Annotated in this window: 18 protein-coding genes; 10 read left to right on the top strand and 8 right to left on the bottom strand. The window is 39.1% G+C overall.

What is annotated here, in order from left to right:
- Positions 1 to 246 (top strand): hypothetical protein (locus DNK84_RS11385; protein ID WP_208123314.1); only part of this gene is annotated, 246 nt, incomplete at its 5' end.
- Here DNK84_RS11385 and DNK84_RS11380 read toward each other — a convergent pair.
- Positions 233 to 1,099: a protein kinase domain-containing protein gene (locus DNK84_RS11380; RefSeq protein WP_119344624.1), complete on the bottom strand. Its 867-nt coding sequence runs from the start codon at positions 1,097 to 1,099 to the stop codon at positions 233 to 235. The two genes, DNK84_RS11385 and DNK84_RS11380, sit on opposite strands and share 14 nt — an antisense overlap.
- A gap of 289 nt (positions 1,100 to 1,388) precedes the next feature.
- On the opposite strand from DNK84_RS11380, the gene tnpA reads away from it, so the two are divergent.
- Positions 1,389 to 1,826, top strand: coding sequence for an IS200/IS605 family transposase (gene tnpA, locus DNK84_RS11375; RefSeq protein ID WP_119344347.1), 438 nt, complete (start codon positions 1,389 to 1,391; stop codon positions 1,824 to 1,826).
- A gap of 154 nt (positions 1,827 to 1,980) precedes the next feature.
- On the opposite strand, the gene DNK84_RS11370 is transcribed toward tnpA, so the two are convergent.
- Positions 1,981 to 3,600 (bottom strand): hypothetical protein, encoded by a 1,620-nt coding sequence (locus tag DNK84_RS11370; protein WP_119344623.1) that lies wholly within the window; start codon positions 3,598 to 3,600, stop codon positions 1,981 to 1,983.
- A gap of 432 nt (positions 3,601 to 4,032) precedes the next feature.
- Here DNK84_RS11370 and DNK84_RS11365 point away from each other — a divergent pair, with 432 nt between their 5' ends.
- The 6 genes from DNK84_RS11365 (at position 4,033) to DNK84_RS11340 (ending at position 10,825) form a co-directional block, all read left to right on the top strand.
- A complete protein-coding gene (locus DNK84_RS11365) occupies positions 4,033 to 5,769 on the top strand; it encodes a phospholipid carrier-dependent glycosyltransferase (RefSeq protein WP_162902408.1) in 1,737 nt (578 codons plus the stop codon).
- A gap of 9 nt (positions 5,770 to 5,778) precedes the next feature.
- Positions 5,779 to 6,150 (top strand): EamA family transporter, encoded by a 372-nt coding sequence (locus tag DNK84_RS11360; RefSeq protein ID WP_119344621.1) that lies wholly within the window; start codon positions 5,779 to 5,781, stop codon positions 6,148 to 6,150.
- An 11-nt stretch (positions 6,151 to 6,161) separates the two neighbouring features.
- Complete coding sequence (locus tag DNK84_RS11355; protein WP_235826892.1) at positions 6,162 to 7,325, top strand: DegT/DnrJ/EryC1/StrS family aminotransferase; 1,164 nt, start codon at positions 6,162 to 6,164, stop codon at positions 7,323 to 7,325.
- A gap of 4 nt (positions 7,326 to 7,329) precedes the next feature.
- Complete coding sequence (locus tag DNK84_RS11350) at positions 7,330 to 8,310, top strand: glycosyltransferase (protein ID WP_119344619.1); 981 nt, start codon at positions 7,330 to 7,332, stop codon at positions 8,308 to 8,310.
- Positions 8,300 to 9,316 carry a bifunctional UDP-4-keto-pentose/UDP-xylose synthase gene (locus DNK84_RS11345; RefSeq protein ID WP_119344618.1) on the top strand — a complete coding sequence of 339 codons (1,017 nt, stop codon included), beginning with the start codon at positions 8,300 to 8,302 and terminating at the stop codon, positions 9,314 to 9,316. The genes DNK84_RS11350 and DNK84_RS11345 overlap by 11 nt, the downstream gene beginning before the upstream one ends.
- Positions 9,317 to 9,418: 102 nt before the next feature.
- Entirely contained in the window at positions 9,419 to 10,825 is a 1,407-nt protein-coding gene (locus tag DNK84_RS11340; RefSeq protein ID WP_119344617.1) for a nicotinate phosphoribosyltransferase, read from the top strand.
- 18 nt (positions 10,826 to 10,843) lie between these two features.
- Here DNK84_RS11340 and DNK84_RS11335 read toward each other — a convergent pair whose 3' ends face one another.
- The 4 genes from DNK84_RS11335 to DNK84_RS11320 all read right to left on the bottom strand — a co-directional run bounded on the left by DNK84_RS11335 (position 10,844) and on the right by DNK84_RS11320 (position 15,942).
- Positions 10,844 to 11,851 (bottom strand): succinylglutamate desuccinylase/aspartoacylase domain-containing protein, encoded by a 1,008-nt coding sequence (locus DNK84_RS11335; protein WP_119344616.1) that lies wholly within the window; start codon positions 11,849 to 11,851, stop codon positions 10,844 to 10,846.
- 10 nt (positions 11,852 to 11,861) lie between these two features.
- Positions 11,862 to 13,058: a M24 family metallopeptidase gene (locus DNK84_RS11330; RefSeq protein WP_119344615.1), complete on the bottom strand. Its 1,197-nt coding sequence runs from the start codon at positions 13,056 to 13,058 to the stop codon at positions 11,862 to 11,864.
- A 55-nt stretch (positions 13,059 to 13,113) separates the two neighbouring features.
- Entirely contained in the window at positions 13,114 to 14,463 is a 1,350-nt protein-coding gene (locus DNK84_RS11325) for an MFS transporter (RefSeq protein WP_162902407.1), read from the bottom strand.
- A gap of 273 nt (positions 14,464 to 14,736) precedes the next feature.
- Positions 14,737 to 15,942, bottom strand: a complete 1,206-nt coding sequence (locus tag DNK84_RS11320) for a cystathionine gamma-synthase family protein (RefSeq protein WP_119344613.1) — start codon at positions 15,940 to 15,942, stop codon at positions 14,737 to 14,739.
- 323 nt (positions 15,943 to 16,265) lie between these two features.
- On the opposite strand from DNK84_RS11320, the gene DNK84_RS11315 reads away from it, so the two are divergent.
- Both DNK84_RS11315 and DNK84_RS11310 read left to right on the top strand, forming a co-directional pair.
- On the top strand, positions 16,266 to 17,270 hold the full coding sequence (locus DNK84_RS11315; RefSeq protein WP_162902406.1) for a pyridoxal-phosphate dependent enzyme: 1,005 nt from the start codon (positions 16,266 to 16,268) through the stop codon (positions 17,268 to 17,270).
- Between the two features lie 17 nt (positions 17,271 to 17,287).
- Positions 17,288 to 18,292, top strand: a complete 1,005-nt coding sequence (locus DNK84_RS11310) for a cyclodeaminase (RefSeq protein WP_119344611.1) — start codon at positions 17,288 to 17,290, stop codon at positions 18,290 to 18,292.
- Here DNK84_RS11310 and DNK84_RS11305 read toward each other — a convergent pair.
- A complete protein-coding gene (locus DNK84_RS11305) occupies positions 18,248 to 19,714 on the bottom strand; it encodes an aldehyde dehydrogenase family protein (protein WP_208123313.1) in 1,467 nt (488 codons plus the stop codon). The two genes, DNK84_RS11310 and DNK84_RS11305, sit on opposite strands and share 45 nt — an antisense overlap.
- Complete coding sequence (locus tag DNK84_RS11300; RefSeq protein ID WP_119344610.1) at positions 19,671 to 20,774, bottom strand: homoserine dehydrogenase; 1,104 nt, start codon at positions 20,772 to 20,774, stop codon at positions 19,671 to 19,673. Before DNK84_RS11300 ends, DNK84_RS11305 begins: the two co-directional genes overlap by 44 nt.
- Positions 20,775 to 20,827: the final 53 nt, after the last annotated feature.

The raw sequence follows: 20,827 nt of genomic DNA, 5'->3' as shown, positions 1-20,827 counted from the left end.
TTTATCTTAACTTTAGCGCTGATTTGGTCTTATCGCCAAGGTGATATGCTTATGAAAATTTATCCAGAAAAGCTCAAAAAGCATGGGTTTCCTCAACGCTCAATTGTTCGTAAGGGCATGGATTTTATTAGCAAATCATTGGCGGAGATTGTGATTAATACAAGTAAAATCATGGCATCAATTAAGCTTGTATTTGAGCTAAAGTTAACAAAAATTCAAACAGAAAAACTACTTAGTGTCCTGTAGTGTGGTTTTTTCTATTCTTTTCACTTATAAGTATTAACTTTGCAAACTCAAGTGGAGCTCTGTCATTTGGATTAGTTGAGCACATTTGCGTGATGATGTCAGGTATTTGCTTAACAGTGTGTTTATAAATACGGTATAAGCTAACACCTAATGCATAAATATCGCTATTAACTGAGTATGCCTTTTGCTTGAGAATTTCAGGTGCAACATAATGTAATGTTCCTTGTGCGCTATCTTGAATAACCGGGGCATAAAGCTTTTCTGGTTGCTTGCAAGCCATGCCATAATCAATAAGCGCATATTTATCATCTTGAATCATGATATTGTCTGGCTTGATATCGTTATGTAGATAACCTTTATAATGCGTCACCAGCACAGCATTAATACAATTGATTGCTAAAATATCAATATCATCTTTAGAATAAGTCCAAAATTTAGGTTGCATATGATTTAAAATATCCAGCCCTAAATACGGCATTGCCATACAAATATCAGCGCCATTAGATGTTAAATTAGCGTCATAGCAAATACCCATGCACTTTGCAATTTCAACTTCTTGCTGGCTAATACCCTCTTTTCGGTAGGATATTTTTATGGCATAGAGTTTGCCTTTCTCATCTTGTGCTTGGACAACCCGAGCGTAACCACCTGTAAGTTTCTTCTGTTCACTAGGCTCACAATTTGCCAAGCAATAAATTGTTGTGCCAATTTTAAGGTAGTTATGTTTAAGTTCAATTTTCTCATACTTGCGTGATTGAAGCTTTATGGTGCCTTCGCCAGATGTGTAAAACTCATTGGCAAACGCCCATTCATTCTTTCGATCATCCTCATTATTCCATGAAAAATGTGGCATATAACAAAGTTGCTTCCATTGATGCTGATAATATAATTATTTTAATGTGAGATTGCATCAGCTAGAAATGTGGAAACTACGTGTACTTTGCAGTAAGGCTGTAGTTGAGTTTATTTTGATTGATATTCGATTAAAGGGAATCGTATATTATTTTAGATTACCGTTAACTCTCTGATAGGTAAGCCACTGGTTTGACCAGTGAGACTTTTAAGGCTTGGCCTTTAGATTTAGTATAGGATGCTGTCATAATAACCTGTGGGCTTGGCGGTCACACAGGAGAAGTACAATTATGACAGCATCAGCTTATGAAAGTCTAAGCCATTCGAGATGGGACTGCAAATATCATGTGGTATTTGTGCCAAAATACAGAAAGAAAGTGCTTTACGGGAAGATTCGCAATTACCTTGGTCCGCTATTCCATGAGTTGTCGAATCAAAGAGGCAGTAAAATATTGGAGGGGCATATGGTTCAAGACCATGTGCACATGCTAATAAAAATACCACCAAAATACTCAGTTGCGGAAGTGATTGGGTATATCAAGGGTAAAAGTGCTATTGCAGTTGCGCGTCAATTTGGAGGAAGGCAGCGTAATTTCAATGGTGAGAGATTTTGGGCAAGAGGCTATGCTGTTTCGACAGTAGGCTTTGAAGAGGTTCAGATACGTGAGTACATCAGGAACCAAGAGCAAATTGACGGGCGAGGTTCAGAAAAACCTGGTAAGTTTTAATTCTTGGAATAACGTTTAATCTGGCAGCCCTTGGGGCTGCTAAAAACCGCCAAGCCTCCCGTTCTACGGGAGCGGTATGACTACAAAATTGCCATTGGTAGGTGAGTATTAGCCTGGCACCTACCAATCATATATTGGTGACACAATCTAAAACTTATTTACTAAAAGCGTTCTTGAATGCTTTGTTATTCTCATCAGAGGGTGTCCTGTTTAGCATCAAAAACCCTTCATCTGGATACATCTTTAGAGAAGTTTTGATGTTTTTATATTGTTCAGGATTGTTTTTGATGTCATTAAATGCAGCATCGATTGCATTGGAGATTGTATCCTTTGTGTCCTTATCAAGAATCTTATCTGGTTCTTCATAAATATACTGGAGATTTTGGTAGTTAAACTCTAAGCAGCCTTTTAATGCACCTAATAGTGCAATACGTTCTCCAGTTTTAAGAGAAAGATTTTGATTCTTCGAAGCATTGATATATGAGATAAAAGAATTTTGGACTGTTGCTGAAGCTGACTGCTCGGTTATATGCCTTTCCAGCCAATCTGGAACTGATATAGTCAGTAAGAGATTGTTTGGTAGACTTTTTAGATCATGTGTTCCTGTAATTTCATGACTTTTACTTTCTTTAATTAATGTTTCAATCGGTGTGTTTGAGGGTACATAAGCGTACCCTATTTTACTATAATCCAAGGCGTATTGATGCACTAACGCAGCTGGAAACAGATGCGCAAGCGCAAGGATTTGATTGTTTTGTATAGAGGACATTACATGTAGATCTCTTATCTTGTCAACTTCGGCTATCGTATCTTTATTCTTGTCACTGATGATACGGATATCACATTTTTCTTGGTGTGGATCTGTTTTAAATTTTGCTAGATTCGGTACTTCCTTGTCCTTATTGTCCTTATTTATTGTCTTCTCCTCATTTATTATCTTTATAGCTGTTAAGTATTTATTTATAGTGGTTTTGAGATTATCGCTAAATTGATATTCGACGGGTTTGCCTTTCGATGTTGTTTTAGCGGTTTTGCTATTAAGGCTAACGTAAAATATCCCGTCTTCCATTTTGTCTGAAATTTGATTATAAATTATTCTATTTTTAGGGTTATAAATTTTGCTTATAAAATCATTTTCAGACTTAGCTATACTGGATTGAGCAAGATAACCCTTATAAGAGGTTGATTTTTGAAAGGCGTTTTCCATAGTGTTGCTTGCCTTCAAACCATATGGATAGAGCCCAAAAGGGTTTTGACGACCCGTAGGGTTTTTCAATAGCTCGTTTTTTTCTGGATTTACTTGGCTGTAATTATCAAAAATATTTTGAAATAGATCACTTTTATCTGTATTTGTTGGGATCTTTTGATTGTTAGTTAATTTTATGAGGGTGTCTGAACTATCTATATTGCTTGACTTGTTGAAAAATTCAAAATCAGTACTATCTGGATTATTCGTAAAGTTGGTTGAACCAGTATGAACGCTTTCCTTGTTGAAAAAAGCGAAGTCTTTCTCATGGTTGTCTACCCAGCTTCCATCATCCTTAATACGATAGGACTCGAGGGCAATTTTATTATGAGAGCCAGCGTAAATTATGGCCTTGATCTCTTTTATGCCAAGTTCAGTCAGTTTATCGTTTAAAGCTGCTTCCTCTTTAATGTCAGTGAAATATATCTCATTCTGATTGTCACTTAGTAATTGCTTTAGCTGACTTGTTGTCTCTAATGTATAGTTTTGATTATTTTGTGTAAAGCCGCTAATTTCTATTGTAGTCATTTTCTTTCTCCATGTTTGTTGATAAAATTAAGATATTAAACATTTACTATGGGCTTGCTTGCCATCTTAGGTTTTTATGATCAAAAGTTCATAATTGGTCTTAACGTAGCTATACAAGCATAAAGCAAACCATCTGTTGATAATCCCCAAATTGAATTGATCACACAATATTGATGCAATCATTAACCCCAGTGATGCGCTAATATCTGGTTGTTATAATAGATTGAGATAGATTGAAAAATTAGCGGAGTTCTACTAATTTTTGATCATACCTTGCTGCATTTTTTATTTTTGTCACTTTTTGTTCAGATATGAAACCATACTCAGTAACGTTTAATATTATGCAATTCGTGGATTGAATTTACTTCGATTGACCAGCTTCAATTTCACCTGCTATATGTTATAATCGCCAGAGTTATTATCAATACAACAGTGAATACTTTGAAAAAACAGGCACGTTTATCTTGTCAAATCAATACTGTTTTCTGGCTGGATTTATTGGTGATTACCATCGTTATGGCTTTTGCCTTATGTCTATATGGTATCCCGGTTTTATTTACGCCAGATGAAGGGCGTTATGCTGAGATTGCGCGTGAAATGCTGGTCAATCATCAGTATCTTGTGCCACACTTAGACGGGGTTATTTACTTTGAAAAACCACCAATGATCTACTGGCTTACAGCGCTATCACTTAAAATCTTTGGTTTGAATGACTGGTCAGCAAGGCTTGTTAATCCCGTATTATCGATACTGGGGCTGTTACTCACCTATATTGTTTGTCGCATTGTCTATCAAAAACGTCGGATTGTGCTTTTTGCAGCTCTAATCAGTGGCACCTCCTTGTTATATGTCGGTGCTGCGCGTTATTTGAATTTAGACGCCGGTGTATCCTTTTTTATCACGGCAACAATGCTTTGTTTTTGGGCATCTAGGCAGTATCAAGCGCGTCAGTGGCAAAGTCATTTATGGCTATTAGCCGCTTTTATCTTCTCAGGGCTTGCGGTGATGACAAAGGGGCTCATTGGCATTGTTTTTCCAATGATGATTATAGGCCTTTGGAGTATTATTACTGGCCGCTTGCGTGTATTGACAGATATTCGATTGTATCTTGGGCTTATCGTTGTGGCCGTAATTTCTGTGCCATGGATTATTGCTGTTAATAATGTGCATCATGAGTTTTTCTATTATTATGTTATCGTGCAACAAATTCTGCGCTACATAACAGATGAGCAAGGCAGGCAGATGAGTAAATTTGCCTATTTCGGTATTTTTATCATCGGTTTTTTCCCCTGGTTTGGTTTTCTGCCGCAAGCGTTTAAACAGGTTTTTTGTCGTTGGAAGGTCAGACAACAATATTCAGATGACTGGTTTTTATTTATCTGGGGGGCGAGCATCTTACTGTTTTTTGCCTTTTCAAAATCCATTTTAATTGGTTATTTAATGCCAATTATTGTGCCATTTTCTATTTTGATTGCTTGTCATTTGGATAAAATTATCGATCAAGATACCATTACTAAGGCAACAAAATTCAGTATTGGTGCGGCCTTAATATTATTTTTTATTATGGCAATTGCCTTTATTATTTTGCCATTTATCCCGGATTTTTCGATGTACTTTTCACAGATTGCCGCCTTTTACTGGCCTGCTGCTTTGATTTCTGGCATTTGTGCGATTTGGGGATGGCGCCTGTTACGGAGAGATAACCTAAAAGAGATTATGCTTTTGTTTATTGCAACCATGGCGATTATTGTGAATCTTGGATGGTCTGGTTCACAATACTTTGCCCAAAAGACAGTAAAACCATTAACGACAATGGTTAAGCCTTTATTAAAGCAGTACCCTGATGCAATTGTTGCTAATTATGGCGGGTATTTCTATGATGGGCAGTTTTATTTAAACCGTCTGACCTGGATTGTCGGGTTTGAAGGTGAGTTGAGGATAACTGCGCAAATGGCAAATTCAGGTGCGTCTAAAACATTGAAAACGGCTGCTGAATTTTGGCCACTCTGGCATAGCCAAAGGCGGGTATTTGTCTTTATGGATAAAAATAATTACAATCAATTTTTTGCTTCAGGGCAGCAAAAAGGTATACTGCTTGGGCAAACACCGAAACGATTTTTATTAACAAATCACCCACTGCAAGTTGGTGATGAATATAACAAAAGGTAATAAAGGAAAATGACATTCGTAATTTGGGCGCTGTTGTTGCTTGGTGTAAGCCTAAATGCCAGCGCACAGCTGTTTTTAAAGTTTGGGATGGAACGCATTGGTGAGTTTAGTTTTACACTAAATAATGTTTGGCCAATTGCCTGGAAGGTTGCCACTAACTATATGATTATCCTGGGCCTTGCCTGTTATGTGATAAGCGTTGTTGTATGGTTGATGGTGTTATCGCGTGTACCTGTAGGTGTGGCTTATCCTATGGTATCAATCGGTTATATTATTACGGCGATTGCAGGTTATTTTTTGTTGGGTGAGACATTAACACCAACACGTGTTGCTGGTATTTTAATTATTATTATCGGCGTTTATTTAGTGGCAAAACCATAATTAGGCATAAAATGATGAGAGATACTTTTTTACCCTTTGCAAAACCCAGTATATCTGAAGAAGCAATTGCTGAGGTGGTAGATAGTCTGCGTTCTGGCTGGTTGACAACAGGACCTAAGCTGCAGAAATTTGAATCGATGTTACAATCCTATGTTAATGCACCGCATGCCTTGTGCTTAAGCTCGGCAACTGCGGGGCTGCAACTGGCTTTAATGGCATTAAACCTTCAACCAGAAGATGAAGTGATTACAACACCGATGACGTTTGCAGCAACGCTTAATGTGATTGAGATGGTCGGTGCGACTGTGAAGCTTGTTGATGTATCAAAAGATACCTATAATATCGATGTTGAGCAGATTAAATCAGCGATCACCCCTAAGACAAAAGCCATTATGCCAGTACATTTTGCTGGGCTTCCTGTTGATTTGGATCCCATTTATGACTTGGCCGAGAAGCATGGTTTGTATGTGATTGAAGATGCAGCCCATGCCATTGGTGCAGAATATAAAGGCAAAAAAATTGGCAGTTTTGGTGATATTCAGGTTTTCAGTTTTCATCCAAATAAAAATATGACAACTGGCGAAGGTGGTTGTGTGATCACGCGTGATGATCAAATCGCCAAGCATATTATGTTAACCCGTTTTCACGGGATGGATCGGGAAGCATGGAATCGTTTTGGCAAATCGGGTAGTGCACATTATCAGATTGTTTATCCTGGGTTTAAATATAATATGATGGATTTACAGGCAGCTTTAGGTATTCATCAACTGCCTTTATTAGATGAATTCATTCAAAAAAGAACACAGCTTGCAAATCGCTATTTAGATAAACTTCAAGGCTTTGATTATTTAATCTTGCCAAAGGAGCCAGCTTATGAGCATAAACATGCCTGGCATTTATTTGCACCGATGGTAAACCCTGCAAAAACAGATTTGACACGTGATCAATTCATGCAGAAACTAAAATCAATGAACATCGGTTGTGGGATACATTATGAGGCGGCGCACCTTTATCCTTATTATGCAGATAAATACGGTTTTAAAGAAGGGGATTTCCCTAATGCCGAGTTTATCGGTAAGCATGTGATTAGCCTGCCATTATTTCCAGATATGACAGAAACAGAGCAAGATGAAGTAATTGATGCATTAACGTGTATTTTTGAGAATAAGGATTAAAACAATGTCAAACCCATATTTAAGTGTTGTCATTCCAATTTATAACGAGCAAGAAGTGTTACCGACGCTTTTTTCACGGCTTTTCCCGGCACTAGATGCATTAGGAAAATCCTATGAAGTCATTTTTACCAATGATGGTAGTAAGGACAAAACATTGTCTTTACTAAAAGAAATCCATAGTCAGCGGCCAAGTGAGGTTAAGGTTATTGACTTTAATCGTAATTTTGGACAGCACATGGCGATTATGGCAGGGTTTGAAAATGCAAAAGGTGATGTTGTGGTTACGATGGATGCGGATTTGCAAAATTATCCTGAAGATATTCCGTTGCTATTAGAGAAGATTGAACAAGGCCATGATGTGGTTGGCGGCTATCGTGTAGGACGCCAGGATAAAAAATGGCGCCTATGGGTATCAAAACTTCATAATAGTCTTCGTTTAAAAATCACAGGTATTGATATGGTGGATGAGGGCTGTATGCTAAGAGCTTACACACGTGAGGTGATCGATCGCGTTGTTGCTACAGGAGAAAATTCTACCTTTTTGCCAGCATTAGCGCATAGCTTTGCTTCAAACCCTACCGATGTTGGTGTGCGCCATGCCGCACGCGAGCAGGGCAGCTCCAGTTATAATCTGTATAAACTGATTCGTTATAATTTTGATTTCTTTGCCAACTTCTCGAAAGCGCCTTTGGAGTTTTTTACCATGTCAGGGCTCTTAGTCTCAGTGGTAAGCATGTTGTTATTTTTGTATTTAATTATCAAGCGAATCTTTTTTGGCCCAGATGCCAATGGTGTATTTACTTTGTTTGCGATTGAATACTTTTTAATAGGTATGCTATTAATGGGGCTTGGGATTGTTGGTGAGTACATTGGGCGAATTTACGAAGAAGTACGTAAGCGACCAAGGTTTATTATTAAAGAGCTTTTAGATATTGATAATACAAAAAAAGATCATCATAAAAAGGATCATAAGAATGTCGACTAAATTACTTGTTTTGGGTGTCAATGGCTTTATTGGCAGTGCGATGGTAGAAAAGATTTTACAAGAAACAGATTGGGAAATTTATGGCATGGATATTGCCGATCATAAAATAAAAGCGTTTTTAGATCATCCGCGATTACATTTTGTGAAAGATGATGTATTAAAGCGTAATGACTGGGTGGAAGCGCATATTCAAAAATGTGATGTTGTTTTTCCATTGGTTGCTGTGGCAAACCCTGCGCTTTATGTGTCTAACCCATTATTTGTTTACCAGCTTGATTTTGAATCAAACATTGATATTGTGAAGCTTTGTGTTAAACATAAAAAGCACCTGGTTTTCCCTTCAACTTCTGAAGTTTATGGGATGAGTACCGATATTCCTTTTGATGAAGAAACAAGTGCGCTTGTGACAGGACCGATTAATAAACCGCGTTGGATATATTCCTGCTCTAAACAGTTATTAGATCGTGTTATTCACGCCTATGGTTTACAAGAAGGATTAAACTATACGCTGTTTAGGCCTTTTAACTGGATTGGTCCAAAACAGGATGAGATTAAATCGTCTGCCGATGGCAGCGCCCGTGTTCTGGTTCAATTTGTGTCAAATATTATCGATGCTAAAGATTTAAAACTTGTGGATGGTGGCAGTCAAAGACGTTGCTTTACCTATATTGATGATGGTATTGATGCATTGATTGAGATTGTAAAAAGGCGTGATGGCCAGGCAAATAAGCGAATTTTTAATATTGGCAATCCAGATAACGAGCACTCAATTAAAGAGCTTGCTGAGATGGTGATTAAAACGATGAATCGTTATCCAAAATATGTGGATAATGCGAAGAAAACACAAATTATTACCACAAGCTCAGGCGAATATTATGGTAAGGGTTATCAAGATGTTCAACGCCGAGTGCCATCCATTGAGAATGCCAAGAAATATTTAAACTGGTCGCCTAAAGTCACAATGCAGGATGCACTGATTCAGACATTAGATTATCACCTGGCATAGGTTTATACGTTTAAATAAAGCGTTTTTGTTTTACTGGATTATGGCATCTTATTTGGTGCAGGCCTTATGTGTTTTAAAATATAAATGAAAAAGGTATTTCTTATGCTTGATTTTAGTGCAACCTATACGGATCTTTATCAGCTTACCATGGCACAATGTTATTATCTTAAAGGCAGGCAAACACAAACGGCTGTTTTTGATTATTTTTTTCGTAAATTGCCGTTTAACAGTGGTTATGCAATATTTGCAGGGCTACAGAGCTTATTAGATATATTGGACGATTTTCATTTCACCAAAGAGGATTTGTCCTTCTTACAGACACAAGGCTTTGATGAGCGCTTTTTAAATTACTTACAAAACTTTCGATTCCAAGGGGATATCTATGCATTAAAAGAGGGTGATGTCGTTTTTCCAAATGAACCGATTGCTACGGTGAAAGCCAGTATTATTGAAGCACAAATCATTGAAACAGTTCTGTTAAATACGTTAAACTTTCAAACATTGATTGCAACAAAAGCCAGCAGAATTCGACAAGCTGCCAAAGGAAAACGCCTGCTTGAGTTTGGCCTTAGACGTGCCCAAGGCCCAGGCGGTTTTTTTGCCTCACGTGCTGCGATTATTGGTGGGTTTGATGCAACAAGCAACGTACAGGCCGCGCGTGAATATAACCTTCCTGTTGCTGGTACCATGGCGCACTCATTTATTCAAAGCTGTGAAACTGAGCTTCAGGCTTTTCGTCAGTATGCAAATAACTTTCCTAAAAATACTATCTTGCTTGTGGATACTTATAATACCTTGCAAAGTGGCATTCCCAATGCAATTAAAGTTGCCAAGGAAATGGAAAATCAGGGGTTTAGGCTTAAAGGTATTCGTTTAGATAGTGGTGATTTGGCATATCTGTCGAAAAAAGCCAGAGCGATGCTGGATGCGCATGGTTTGCAATATGTAGGCATTACGGCATCAAACCAGTTAGATGAATCAGTCATTAAAAGCTTAATAGAACAAAATGCACCTATTGATAGTTTTGGAGTTGGTACTTCTTTGGCAATTGGTTACCCAGATGCCGCTTTAGATGGTGTTTATAAGCTTGCACAAATCGATAATCGTTTATGTATTAAATTATCAGAGAACATTGCTAAAACAACCTTACCGGGGCTTAAGCAGGTTTATCGCCTTGTTGATGAAAACAATCAACTTTTTGGTGCGGATGTTATTTCATTGTCTGATGAAAAGGAAATGTTACAAATGCATCATCCTTTTGAAAGCTTCAAGCACATGGATATCAAAGGTGTTGCAAAAGCGCCTTTATTAAACCAGGTAGTGCACCAGGGTGATGTCCTTGGGCCAAAACAAAGCTTAAGCCAGATTGCACAGTATAGTTATCAGCGTTTAGCACAATTGCCTGAGGAATATAAGCGTGCAACAAACCCACATATATATAAAGTGGGCATTAGTGATCAATTAAAACAAATACGCGATCAATTAATACATCAATATCGTGGTAATTAGTGAGAGTCACGTATTTAGTTAATACGTTTGCGCAATTAATAAAAGCGTATCACCTAAATGTGTTATAGCTGGTGAGCGCTTGCCAAAAACAAGTCCATCACAATGTGCATGAACCTGTACTGGGGTTGCATTAGGGGCATGTAGTCGATGAATCTGGCCGATGACATTCCCTTTTTTGACCTGCGAACCTAAATCATAAAATGGCTCAAAAATCCCTTCTTCAGGTGCAATACAAAACCCAGACTCTGGTAGTTGATACAATGGTTTATCACCAGGCTCTGCTGGTTTGTCCTGTAAAATATGTAAGTGGCGCAGCGTATTTATAATACCTTTTGATGCAACCTGTACGCTTTGCTGGGTAACACGCTGTCCACCACCGATTTCTGTGCTTAAAAACAACTTTCCCTGGGATTCTACCAACGTATCAATCATACCTGTGGCATCGAGCTCTTCTAAAATCAGATTATAAGGGGCATTAAAGGCTTTTAATGCCTCAATACGCTGTTTTTTAATGGCATGGTCACTGCTGTCATGAATAACGCCACAGGGTAGAAAATCAAGAGAGTAACCGCCGGAGTGGATATCAATAACACAATCAGCCTGTGCGATCAATTGATATGTCATAAAGTGTGCTAATCGCTCGGCAGGTGTGCCATCAGCCTTCCCTGGAAAGATGCGATTCATATCCTGATTGGCAATGGGTGTCAGGCGAGTTGCGTTATAGGCACCTTCAATATTAACGCTTGGCAAAACGATGATTCGCCCGGTAACCTCATTTGGATTAATTGTATGGATTAAATTATTCAGTGCAATTTGACCTTCATACTCATCACCGTGAAGCCCTGCACTTAATAAAACGGTAGGCCCTTTAGTATTGCCAATGACAGCATAAGGCACACGCATCACACCCCAGGCTGAGCGATTGCTTGGATTAGGAATATCAAGCCAGCCAATCTCTTTATTACTGTTACGGGTAATATGATTAACCTTAATACTTGTATCATACTTTGTGTTTATATCAAGCATCTTCACGACCTCATAAGGTTTCGGTTAGGATTTGTTGTTCTTGTGGTAGTTTAATAAATAGCTGCCTTGGGAAATCAAACAGTGATTCAGCGCCAGTATCTGTGATGCGAATTGTTTCAGAGATAGCCATGACATGTTTGTTTTCAACGCCATACAGCCATGGGATTAAATGAAATGTCATATTCTTTTGCAGTGGAATATCCTGTCCTGGCTTTAAGCTTAAGATATGGCCTTCATCCCAGCTTGGTGCAAAGGCAATACCTAAAGAATAGCCAGGGCGTGAAATCATCCTGCCACTGATAACACCTTCATGTGCCTTATCTGTGGCAATTTTTGCAACCTCTGCAGCACTCATCCCTGGCTTGACAGTTTCTAATACAGTATTGATCGCATTAACAACCGCCTTTTCAGCAGCAAGCATTGCTTTGCTTGGCTCGCCTAAATAAACGGTTCGCATCATTGCTGTATGATAACGGCGATAACATCCGGCAATTTCCAGGAAATAGCTATCATCAGGCTGTGCTATATACCCCTCCCAAGTGGCATGGCCATAAAGCGTTCTTGGTCCGGCTGTAATGTAAGGTCGCTCAGCAGGGCACTCACCACCAGCCATATACATGGCATGATGTACCTTTGCTGCGACTTCATTTTCACTAATCCCAACATTTGATGCTTCAATTCCAGCCTGCATGCCAGCAATTGTGGCTTTGGCTGCTTTTTTCATTACTTCAATCTCAAGCTCAGATTTACATAAACGATCTTTTTCAATTATGCCTGAACAGTCTTTAAAAGTGGCGTTAGGCAGTTTTTGTATAATAGCCTGTTGTATGAAATAGGGGAAAAAGGGGCAATATTGCTCATAACCAATTACTTTATTATCAAACTTAAACTCATTGATAGCTGCTGTGAAAATATCAACGGGATTTTCGGTATCCTGGAAGCTTCGGGTGATTTCGACCCAGGTTCTAGGCGCAATATTGGTTTGCTCAAGAAAGCGCATGACCATAAAAGGTTCGTGATCAATAGGAATAACAAGACTTTGAAATTGATCATAACCACTTGTTTGATGTCCTGTTAGATAAAATATGTTTGCAGGATCATTAATCATAACAACATCTAATTGCGCACAAGCCATGCGCTGGCGTAGATTATCAACACGACGCTGATATTCATAAAGTGGAAAGCTTAGCCCTTTATGGTCTTTCATTTGTTATGCTCCTTTTGGTTTGTTGGTGTGTCATCATTGTTTAAGAACAAATATGTTATTCTTCTAAAATCATGCCAGGTGTCGCTACAGCAGCTTGTTTTTCCCTGGCTTGTCTTTCTAGTAATGCCTGATAATGTTTTGATGTTCTTAAGCGCCCGAGTATGACCCAGACAAAAGCGATAATGAGTACTAAAAATCCGCTTAGGCCATAGGTTGGTGAAAGACCATTAAAAAGTTCAGCAAGCATTGGAGAGAACCCTGCAAAAATGACACCGATATTATAAGCCAAAGAACAGGCTGTCATTCTATATCTGTGGTCAAACAGCTCACCAAAAAGGCTACCAACAAAGCTGCAAATAGCTGCCTGGAAGACTACAAAGCCTATTAAACCAATAATTCCTAAAAGCATATTCTGACTAAATAGCATAAATAAGAAGATACAAGGCAGCATCAACAAGGTAAAAAACTGTGCCTGTTTAACACGGTAGTGGTATTTTGGCACTAAAAGCCCAAATAAGGGATATAGGATAACCGCTAAAATCATAATAGCATTCGCCCATAATAAGGCAGTTGAGGTGCTAAAATGCCAATTATTTTGGAAGTAAGTAATAAAATAGACAAGAATCATATAGATAAAAGTTTGAATGCCTGCATTTAACAACAGCAGGTAAATAAGCTCTTTTGGTTGTTTTTGAAAAATCTCAAAGAACTTGAAGTTGGCGTGCGCTGAGGGGGCTTCTTTTTGTCTTGAATGCTTTGGCACAAGCCATAAATAACCTAGAAAAAAGCAAAAACTTAAAATAAAAGGCAGGCGCCATTCAAGTGATAATAAAAAGGTATTGGTTACCTGAAAGTGTGTATTAAGGTGCCCGATAATCTCAACGGATAAAAAGCCCACAAATGCAGCAACCAAACCGCCTGCAATAGAAATTGACCAAACAATGCTTACCAAAAAAGGTTTGTTTTTAGCATTACTATCAGCAGCTAAAGCAATTAAGCCTGATAGTTGTCCACCGGCAGAGAGCCCTTGAAACATTCTCAGTAAAACTAAGATTATTGGTGCCCAAATGCCAAGGACGTTATAACCTGGCATTAATCCAATAATAAGCGTTGGCAATGCGATACACCATACCGTTAGGTTAATGGTGAACCCTTTGCCATGTTTATCACCAATACGGCCAAAGATAACGCCACCTAAGGGTCTTATAACAAACCCCATTGCAAAGGTTAAAAAAGTCAGCACTAAGCCAATAAATGGACCAGCGGAGCTAAAAAAAGTCTGTGAAATCTGTACGGCGAAAATACCATAAAGGCCATAGTCATACCATTCAAGTAAGTTTCCTGAAGACTGGCGTATAAAAGTCTGTGCTGTAGGCGCCTTTTTGGGAACGACTGTTGCGTTCATAAACATTCTCCTCCCTGTCTCAATTATCATTGATAATGACTGATGCAGATGTACTGCGTATTCAGTTATTAATAACGATAACTGTGTTGTGTCGTTTATCGCGTGTAAATCGCAATAACGGTTAACTTCTATATCCTTGGCGGCCTTTGGGTTAAATTAATATAATATATTCTGTTAATTTCAAAAAAATCAGTTAAAAACCCCCAAGGCAATAGCGTGAATTCATCTTATGGCTACAGTCAGGCAGGCTACCATATAGATAGCCCTCTGACATTAAGCTTCAACCGCTTGTTGAACATTTACTTTTTCAAGTGCTTGTGCTAAATCAGCAATTAAATCTTCTGCAGATTCAATCCCAGTGGAGTAGCGAATTAAATTTTCAGGAATGCCTGCACGCTGGCGTTCTTGTGCAGTTAGCTCAACATGGCTTGTTGTTCTTGGTGGCCCAACAATTGTTTCAACACTGCCAAGATTTGCAGCGCGATAAGCATATTTTAGATGTGTCATACAGGTTTTAACACTTTCAAAATCGCCTTTTATGGCGAAACTTAACATACCACCAAAGCCACGCATTTGTTTTTTTGCAATTTCATGTTGGGGATGTGTGGTAAGACCTGGATAAAAAACCGCTTCAATTTTCGGATGATTTGCCAGGTATTCTGCAACCTTTTGTGCGTTATAGTTTTGTCGCTCAATCCGTAGTGCAAGCGTTTTCATGCCGCGAAGCAAGAAGTAAGCAGACATTGGGTGCAAAGTTGCCCCTGTGATTTCACGGAAATTAAAAATCTTGTCAACAAGTGATTTATGCCCGCAAACAATACCGCCTAAGGCATCTGCATGACCACCTAGAAATTTTGTTGCACTGTGAATCACAAGATCAACCCCGAGTGTGAGTGGGTTTTGATTAATTGGTGTGGCAAATGTATTATCAACAACAACAACTGCCCCGGCAGCCTTACCTGCAGCAGTTAAGCGCGTGATATCAACAACTTTTAGTGTGGGGTTTGTAGGGGTTTCCAGATAAAGTACATCACAGCCTTTGGCAATTTCAGATTCAATTAGTTCATGGTCGGTTGTATCACAAAGACACACTGCTATGCCAAATTTTGGTAAGATATCATTGAAGACTTTATTCGTGCCACCATAAGTATCCTTAACACTAACAACGCGTTGACCAGGAGAAAGTAAAGTAAAAAGCGTGTTGCTAATTGCAGCCATGCCGGTAGAAAAACTGGTTGTTGCTTCGGCTTGTTCCAGTATGCGTACTTTTTCTTCGAATTGCTCAACGGTCGGGTTGGTATTTCTTGAATAAATATGTCCTTTCTTCTTACCTAATGCCACATCATGCCAGTCATCCAGGTCATCATAGCTGTAGCTTACGCTATGAAACACAGGTACTTGTGTGGAATTGTCATATAGCTTTTTCCCTTCGCCTGCCCAGACTGATTGTGTTTCCATGTGTGATTGGCTTTTTGTCATACCGTTCTCCTTTGATTGTTGTCATCAATTAAACATAAGGTCTTACTTGATGGTTTTGCACGTAAATAGGATGTAAAGAAATGGCTTTGATATTTGCTCCCAAATCGATGTTAAGAACCAATATAAAGCATTACTTTGGTGGATTTCAAGAAAGTGACAAAGATTTTTTGAAAATAAATTACAAAGAAAAGCAGTCAAAAAAGTATTTGTTTTGCTTGTAAGATAGCTGGTTTGGTGGTTATGCTTAGTATTGAATTCATTAAGCGAGCCTATATTGGCTTGTTAAATTTTTAGGAGATTGAATTATGCAGGAGAGGAATATAATGCTTACACATTTTTTACAAGCACATAAAAAGATCAAGCCTTATATATGCCAAACACCTTTAATCCCATCAATGCCACTTACGGAGTTTACCGCTCAATCAATCTATTTAAAGTGTGAAATGATGCAGCCAACCGGTGCTTTTAAGTTAAGAGGTGCGGCGAATAAATTATTAAGCCTGACAGCTGAGCAAAAGCAAAAAGGTGTTGTTGCTGTATCAACAGGCAATCATGGATGTGCAGTTGCTTATATGGCACAAACTTTGGGTATTAAAGCGCATATTTATGTTTCTAATAATGTTCCACAAAATAAGTTAGATAATATTCGCCGTTATGGTGGAAAAGTTGTTATTGTCGGTAATAGCCAGGATGAGGCTGAAGTATCTGCGCAGGAGGCAATATCCTCAAAAGGCCTTACCATGATTCATCCCTTTGATGATGATCAGGTGATTAAAGGTCAAGGAACAATTGCATTAGAGCTGTTTTCACAGCTTGATAATATCAACAGCATTGTGGTTCCTTTGTCAGGTGGCGGGCTTATAGGGGGTATTGCTGCTTGTGCAAAAATGATAAAGCCTGATATTAAGATTATTGGTGTATCGATGAAAGAAGGTGCCGCCATGTATCAAAGCCTTAAACAAGGCATGCCCGTTGCAGTAACAGAGATACAATCGCTTGCTGATAGCCTGCAAGGCGGTATCGGCCTTGAAAATCGTTATACTTTTGCATTAGCAAAACAGTTTGTTGATGAGGTTGTGCTTGTTGATGAGTTGCAGATATTAAAGGCAATGCGGTATATGCTATTGAATCACAGATTCTTATTAGAAGGTGCAGCAGTCGTTGGTATTGCTGCAATACAAAACAATCTTTTACGCCTGCCTGCTGGCAATTGTGCAGTTATTTTATCAGGCAATAATGTGCAAGTTGATATACTTGATAAAATCATGGCAGATCGTTTGCAACAAACGGATAAAGCATTGGAAAAAGGGCAGGTTGTGCTTAGCTAACAAAATAGGAGTGAAGGATGGACATATATCAAGAAGCAGTTATTCGGCAACAAATTGGGCTGACAGAAGAGGCGTTATTGGTTATTGAGGATGCTTTTGTCAAATTAGCACAAAACCAGGTTGTCATGCCACCTGTGATGCATATTGATATTAGTGATTACCAAGGTGAGGTTGATGTTAAATCTGCTTATATTAAGGGGCTGGATAAGTTTGTCATCAAACAGTCTTCAGGTTTTTTTAATAACCCTAAAAAAGGGCTTCCTTCTTCAGGCGGGCTTATGATTGTGATTGATGCCACAACGGGATTTCCTTGTGCGTTACTGCTAGATAATGGTTATTTGACAGATATACGCACCGCCTTAGCCGGTGCAATTTCAGCGAAATACCTGGCGCCTAAAAAGATTAACAAAGTCGGCGTGATTGGTGCGGGTAATCAGGCAAAATTACAACTTGAAGCGTTAAAGCTTGTGCGTGATTATAATGAGGTAATCGTGCATGCGCGTGATTTACAAAAGGCAGAAGCATTTGCCAAAACAGTATCAAAGCAATTAGATTGTAAGATCTCTGTTGCACGTTTGGTCAGTCAGGTTGTAACAAATGTGGATACTTTAATTACCACAACACCATCAAGTATCCCATTTGTGATGATTGATGATTTACATCCTGGTTTACATATTACCGCAATGGGTTCAGATGCGCCTTATAAAAATGAAGTTGATGCATTAGCGTTTGATCGGTTTGATCAGATTGTCTGTGATGATATCAACCAATGCTTGAAGCTTGGCGAATGCCATTTTGCTGATAAAAATGGATTCTATCAGAAAAATGAACATAAAGTGACTACACTTGGTAAAATAATCAATACGCCTAAGCTTGCAAGGCAAGGTGATGAAGTCATCACTTTATGTGATCTAACCGGTGTTGGTGCGCAGGATACCGCCATTGCAAACTACGCACTTAAGCGATTGCAGAAGACTTCAAAGGTTGAAGCAAGCGAGCTTGGGTTCAGTCATCTCCTGTAATGCAAATTTCACACCTTCACGGCCAAGGCCGCTTTTTTTACGACCGCCAAAAGGCATTAAATCAACTCGGTAGTCGGTTGAATCATTGATAATAACCGAACCACAATCAAGTTTAGCAATTGCATGAAAAGCTTTTTGTATATCTTTGGTAAAAATAGCGGCATGCAGAGCATATTCGGTCCCATTCGCTGCATTAATGGCCTCATCTAAGGTATCAAATGGCGCTAAGTAAGCAACAGGCCCAAAGACCTCTTCTTGTGTGAGACGTGCATCTTGTGGGACATTCTCTAACAACGTTGGTTCAAATAAAGTGCCACGATGTGTTCCACCTGTTAAACAGCTGGATCCTTTATCGATAGCATCGCTGACCAAGGACATCACACGATTAGCTTCGTTCTCTGTAATCATTGGACCAAAGGTTACATCTGGATCTTGTTGATTACCAACCTTGATTTTTTGTGTCTGTTCAATCAATTGCTTTTTAACATGGTCATATATCGCTTTTTCAATATAGATGCGTTGCACACCAATACAGTTTTGTCCGGCGGCATAAAATGCGCCTGAAACAATAGCCTCAACAGCGCTGTTGATATCACAATCCTGACAGACAATAACAGGGGAGTTAGAGCCAAGCTCCATACTTAGTTTTTTTAATCCTGCCATGCGCGTGATTTTCTCACCTGTGTCAACACCACCAGTAAAAGAGATCATACGTACACGGTTATCTTCAACCAGTGTTTCACCCACATCAGAAGCACTACCTGTAATTACGGATAATATGCCTTTAGGCAAGCCTGCCTCATCAAACAGGCTTGCCAAGGTTAAGGCAGATAGCGGTGTTTGTGAAGAGGGCTTCACAATAACAGCATTGCCACCTGCAATTGCAGGGCCTACCTTGTGGCAGACAAGATTTAGCGGGTCGTTATAAGGTGTGATCGCACCGATGATGCCAACAGGTTCCATTGTATAGTACCCAAAACGGTTCTCAGAGCCTGGGAAACTGTCAAATGGTATCGTTTGTCCTTGAAGGCGCGTTGCCTCTTCTGCAGATAATGCAATCGTATTGGCTGCACGTTTAACTTCTTTTTGCGCTTCTTTAAACGTTTTTGAGCCTTCAGTTGAAATAATTTTTGCAATGGGTTCCAAACGTGCTAATAAAAGTTCAGATACTTTTTTCAAGACACGGGCACGCTGATAACTTGACATGGCTTTGTTTGCCTTTACGCCGTGCTCAGCTAAATTAATCGCATTTAGCATATCTGTTTTAGTGGCTTTTTGTACGTAACCAATTATGCTTTGATCATATGGGTTTAAAACCGGTGTGGTATTAATAGCATAAACCCATTCCCCTCCTAGATACATAGGGTGGTTGTGTGGATCAATGGCTAAGGCTTTTTCCGTTTGCTGAGACTTTGTCTGCATCTGTTTGCTCCTTTGTGTGAAGTTGTTGCAATTCATTTAAGGCCAGTAAGTCACTTAATAAAGCAAACCCTGTTTCTTTTTTACCAGCGCCAGGCCCGCTTATGGTTACTTTACCTAATAAGTCTGTATCAAGCATCAGCGCATTCGTTGCCCCTGAAATGCTGGCTAATGGGTCATCTTTCTCCAAACAGACGGTTTTCACCTCGCCCTTAATACCTTCATCACTTTGAGAAAGCTGGCCAATAAGTTTCCATACTTTTCCTTGCTCTTTGGCCTTTATAATGTCTTGGCCTGTCAGTTTGGTGATGCCTTGACACGGAATCTGATCAACTTCAAGGTTTGTGTTAAAAATAACATTGGCTAGTATTGCAACCTTCGCTAAGACATCAAAGCCTTCAACATCGGCAGTAGGGTCGGCTTCAGCATAGCCAAGACTTTGTGCTTTTTGTAAAGCATTTTCATAACTTGTGCCATTGGTCATTTCACTGAGCATATAGTTTGTTGTGCCATTAAAAATACCTGAGATGGATTTAATCTCAGTACCCTTTAATTGTGCTTGAATTGTTTTAATGACAGGAGTGCCTGAGATGACAGTGCCTTCAATGCCCCAAAAACAGCCATGCTTAATCGCTAACTGTGATAGTTCAGGCCAAGCAACAACGATTGGTCCTTTGTTCGTGGTAACAACGTGTTTGCCATGTAAAAAGGCAGTGCGGTGATGATCAAAAGCAGCGCCTCCGGTTTTAATATCAGTATAAGTGGCTTCACAAATAACATTGGCATTTGTTTCAGTGATGGTTTGTATTGCATTAAATCCAACAATGCTGTGTTGATCAGCAAGTGTATCTAAGGTGTGATTTGATTGGATTGCATGTAGCACTCTATCAATATTGAGTCCTTCAGGATGATAGATGCTTCCCAGTTTGAAATCACTGATAGCCACTAACTTAAAATGGTAACCGTGATGTCGAGAAAGTGTCTGTTTCTTTTGTTGCAAAATTTCTAATAAGCCTTGTCCAACGGTGCCACAGCCTATCAGTGCAATACGTTGCTCGTTCATAGATATCTCCTTTTTTTTGAACTTAAGCGAGCGCTTAAGGGAAGCGCACAAAA

It is taken from the genome of Facilibium subflavum, from assembly GCF_003574485.1.
Taxonomy (GTDB): domain Bacteria; phylum Pseudomonadota; class Gammaproteobacteria; order Francisellales; family Francisellaceae; genus Facilibium; species Facilibium subflavum.
Note: the sequence above shows the minus strand (reverse complement) of the source record. Positions and strands in the feature narration are given on the sequence as shown.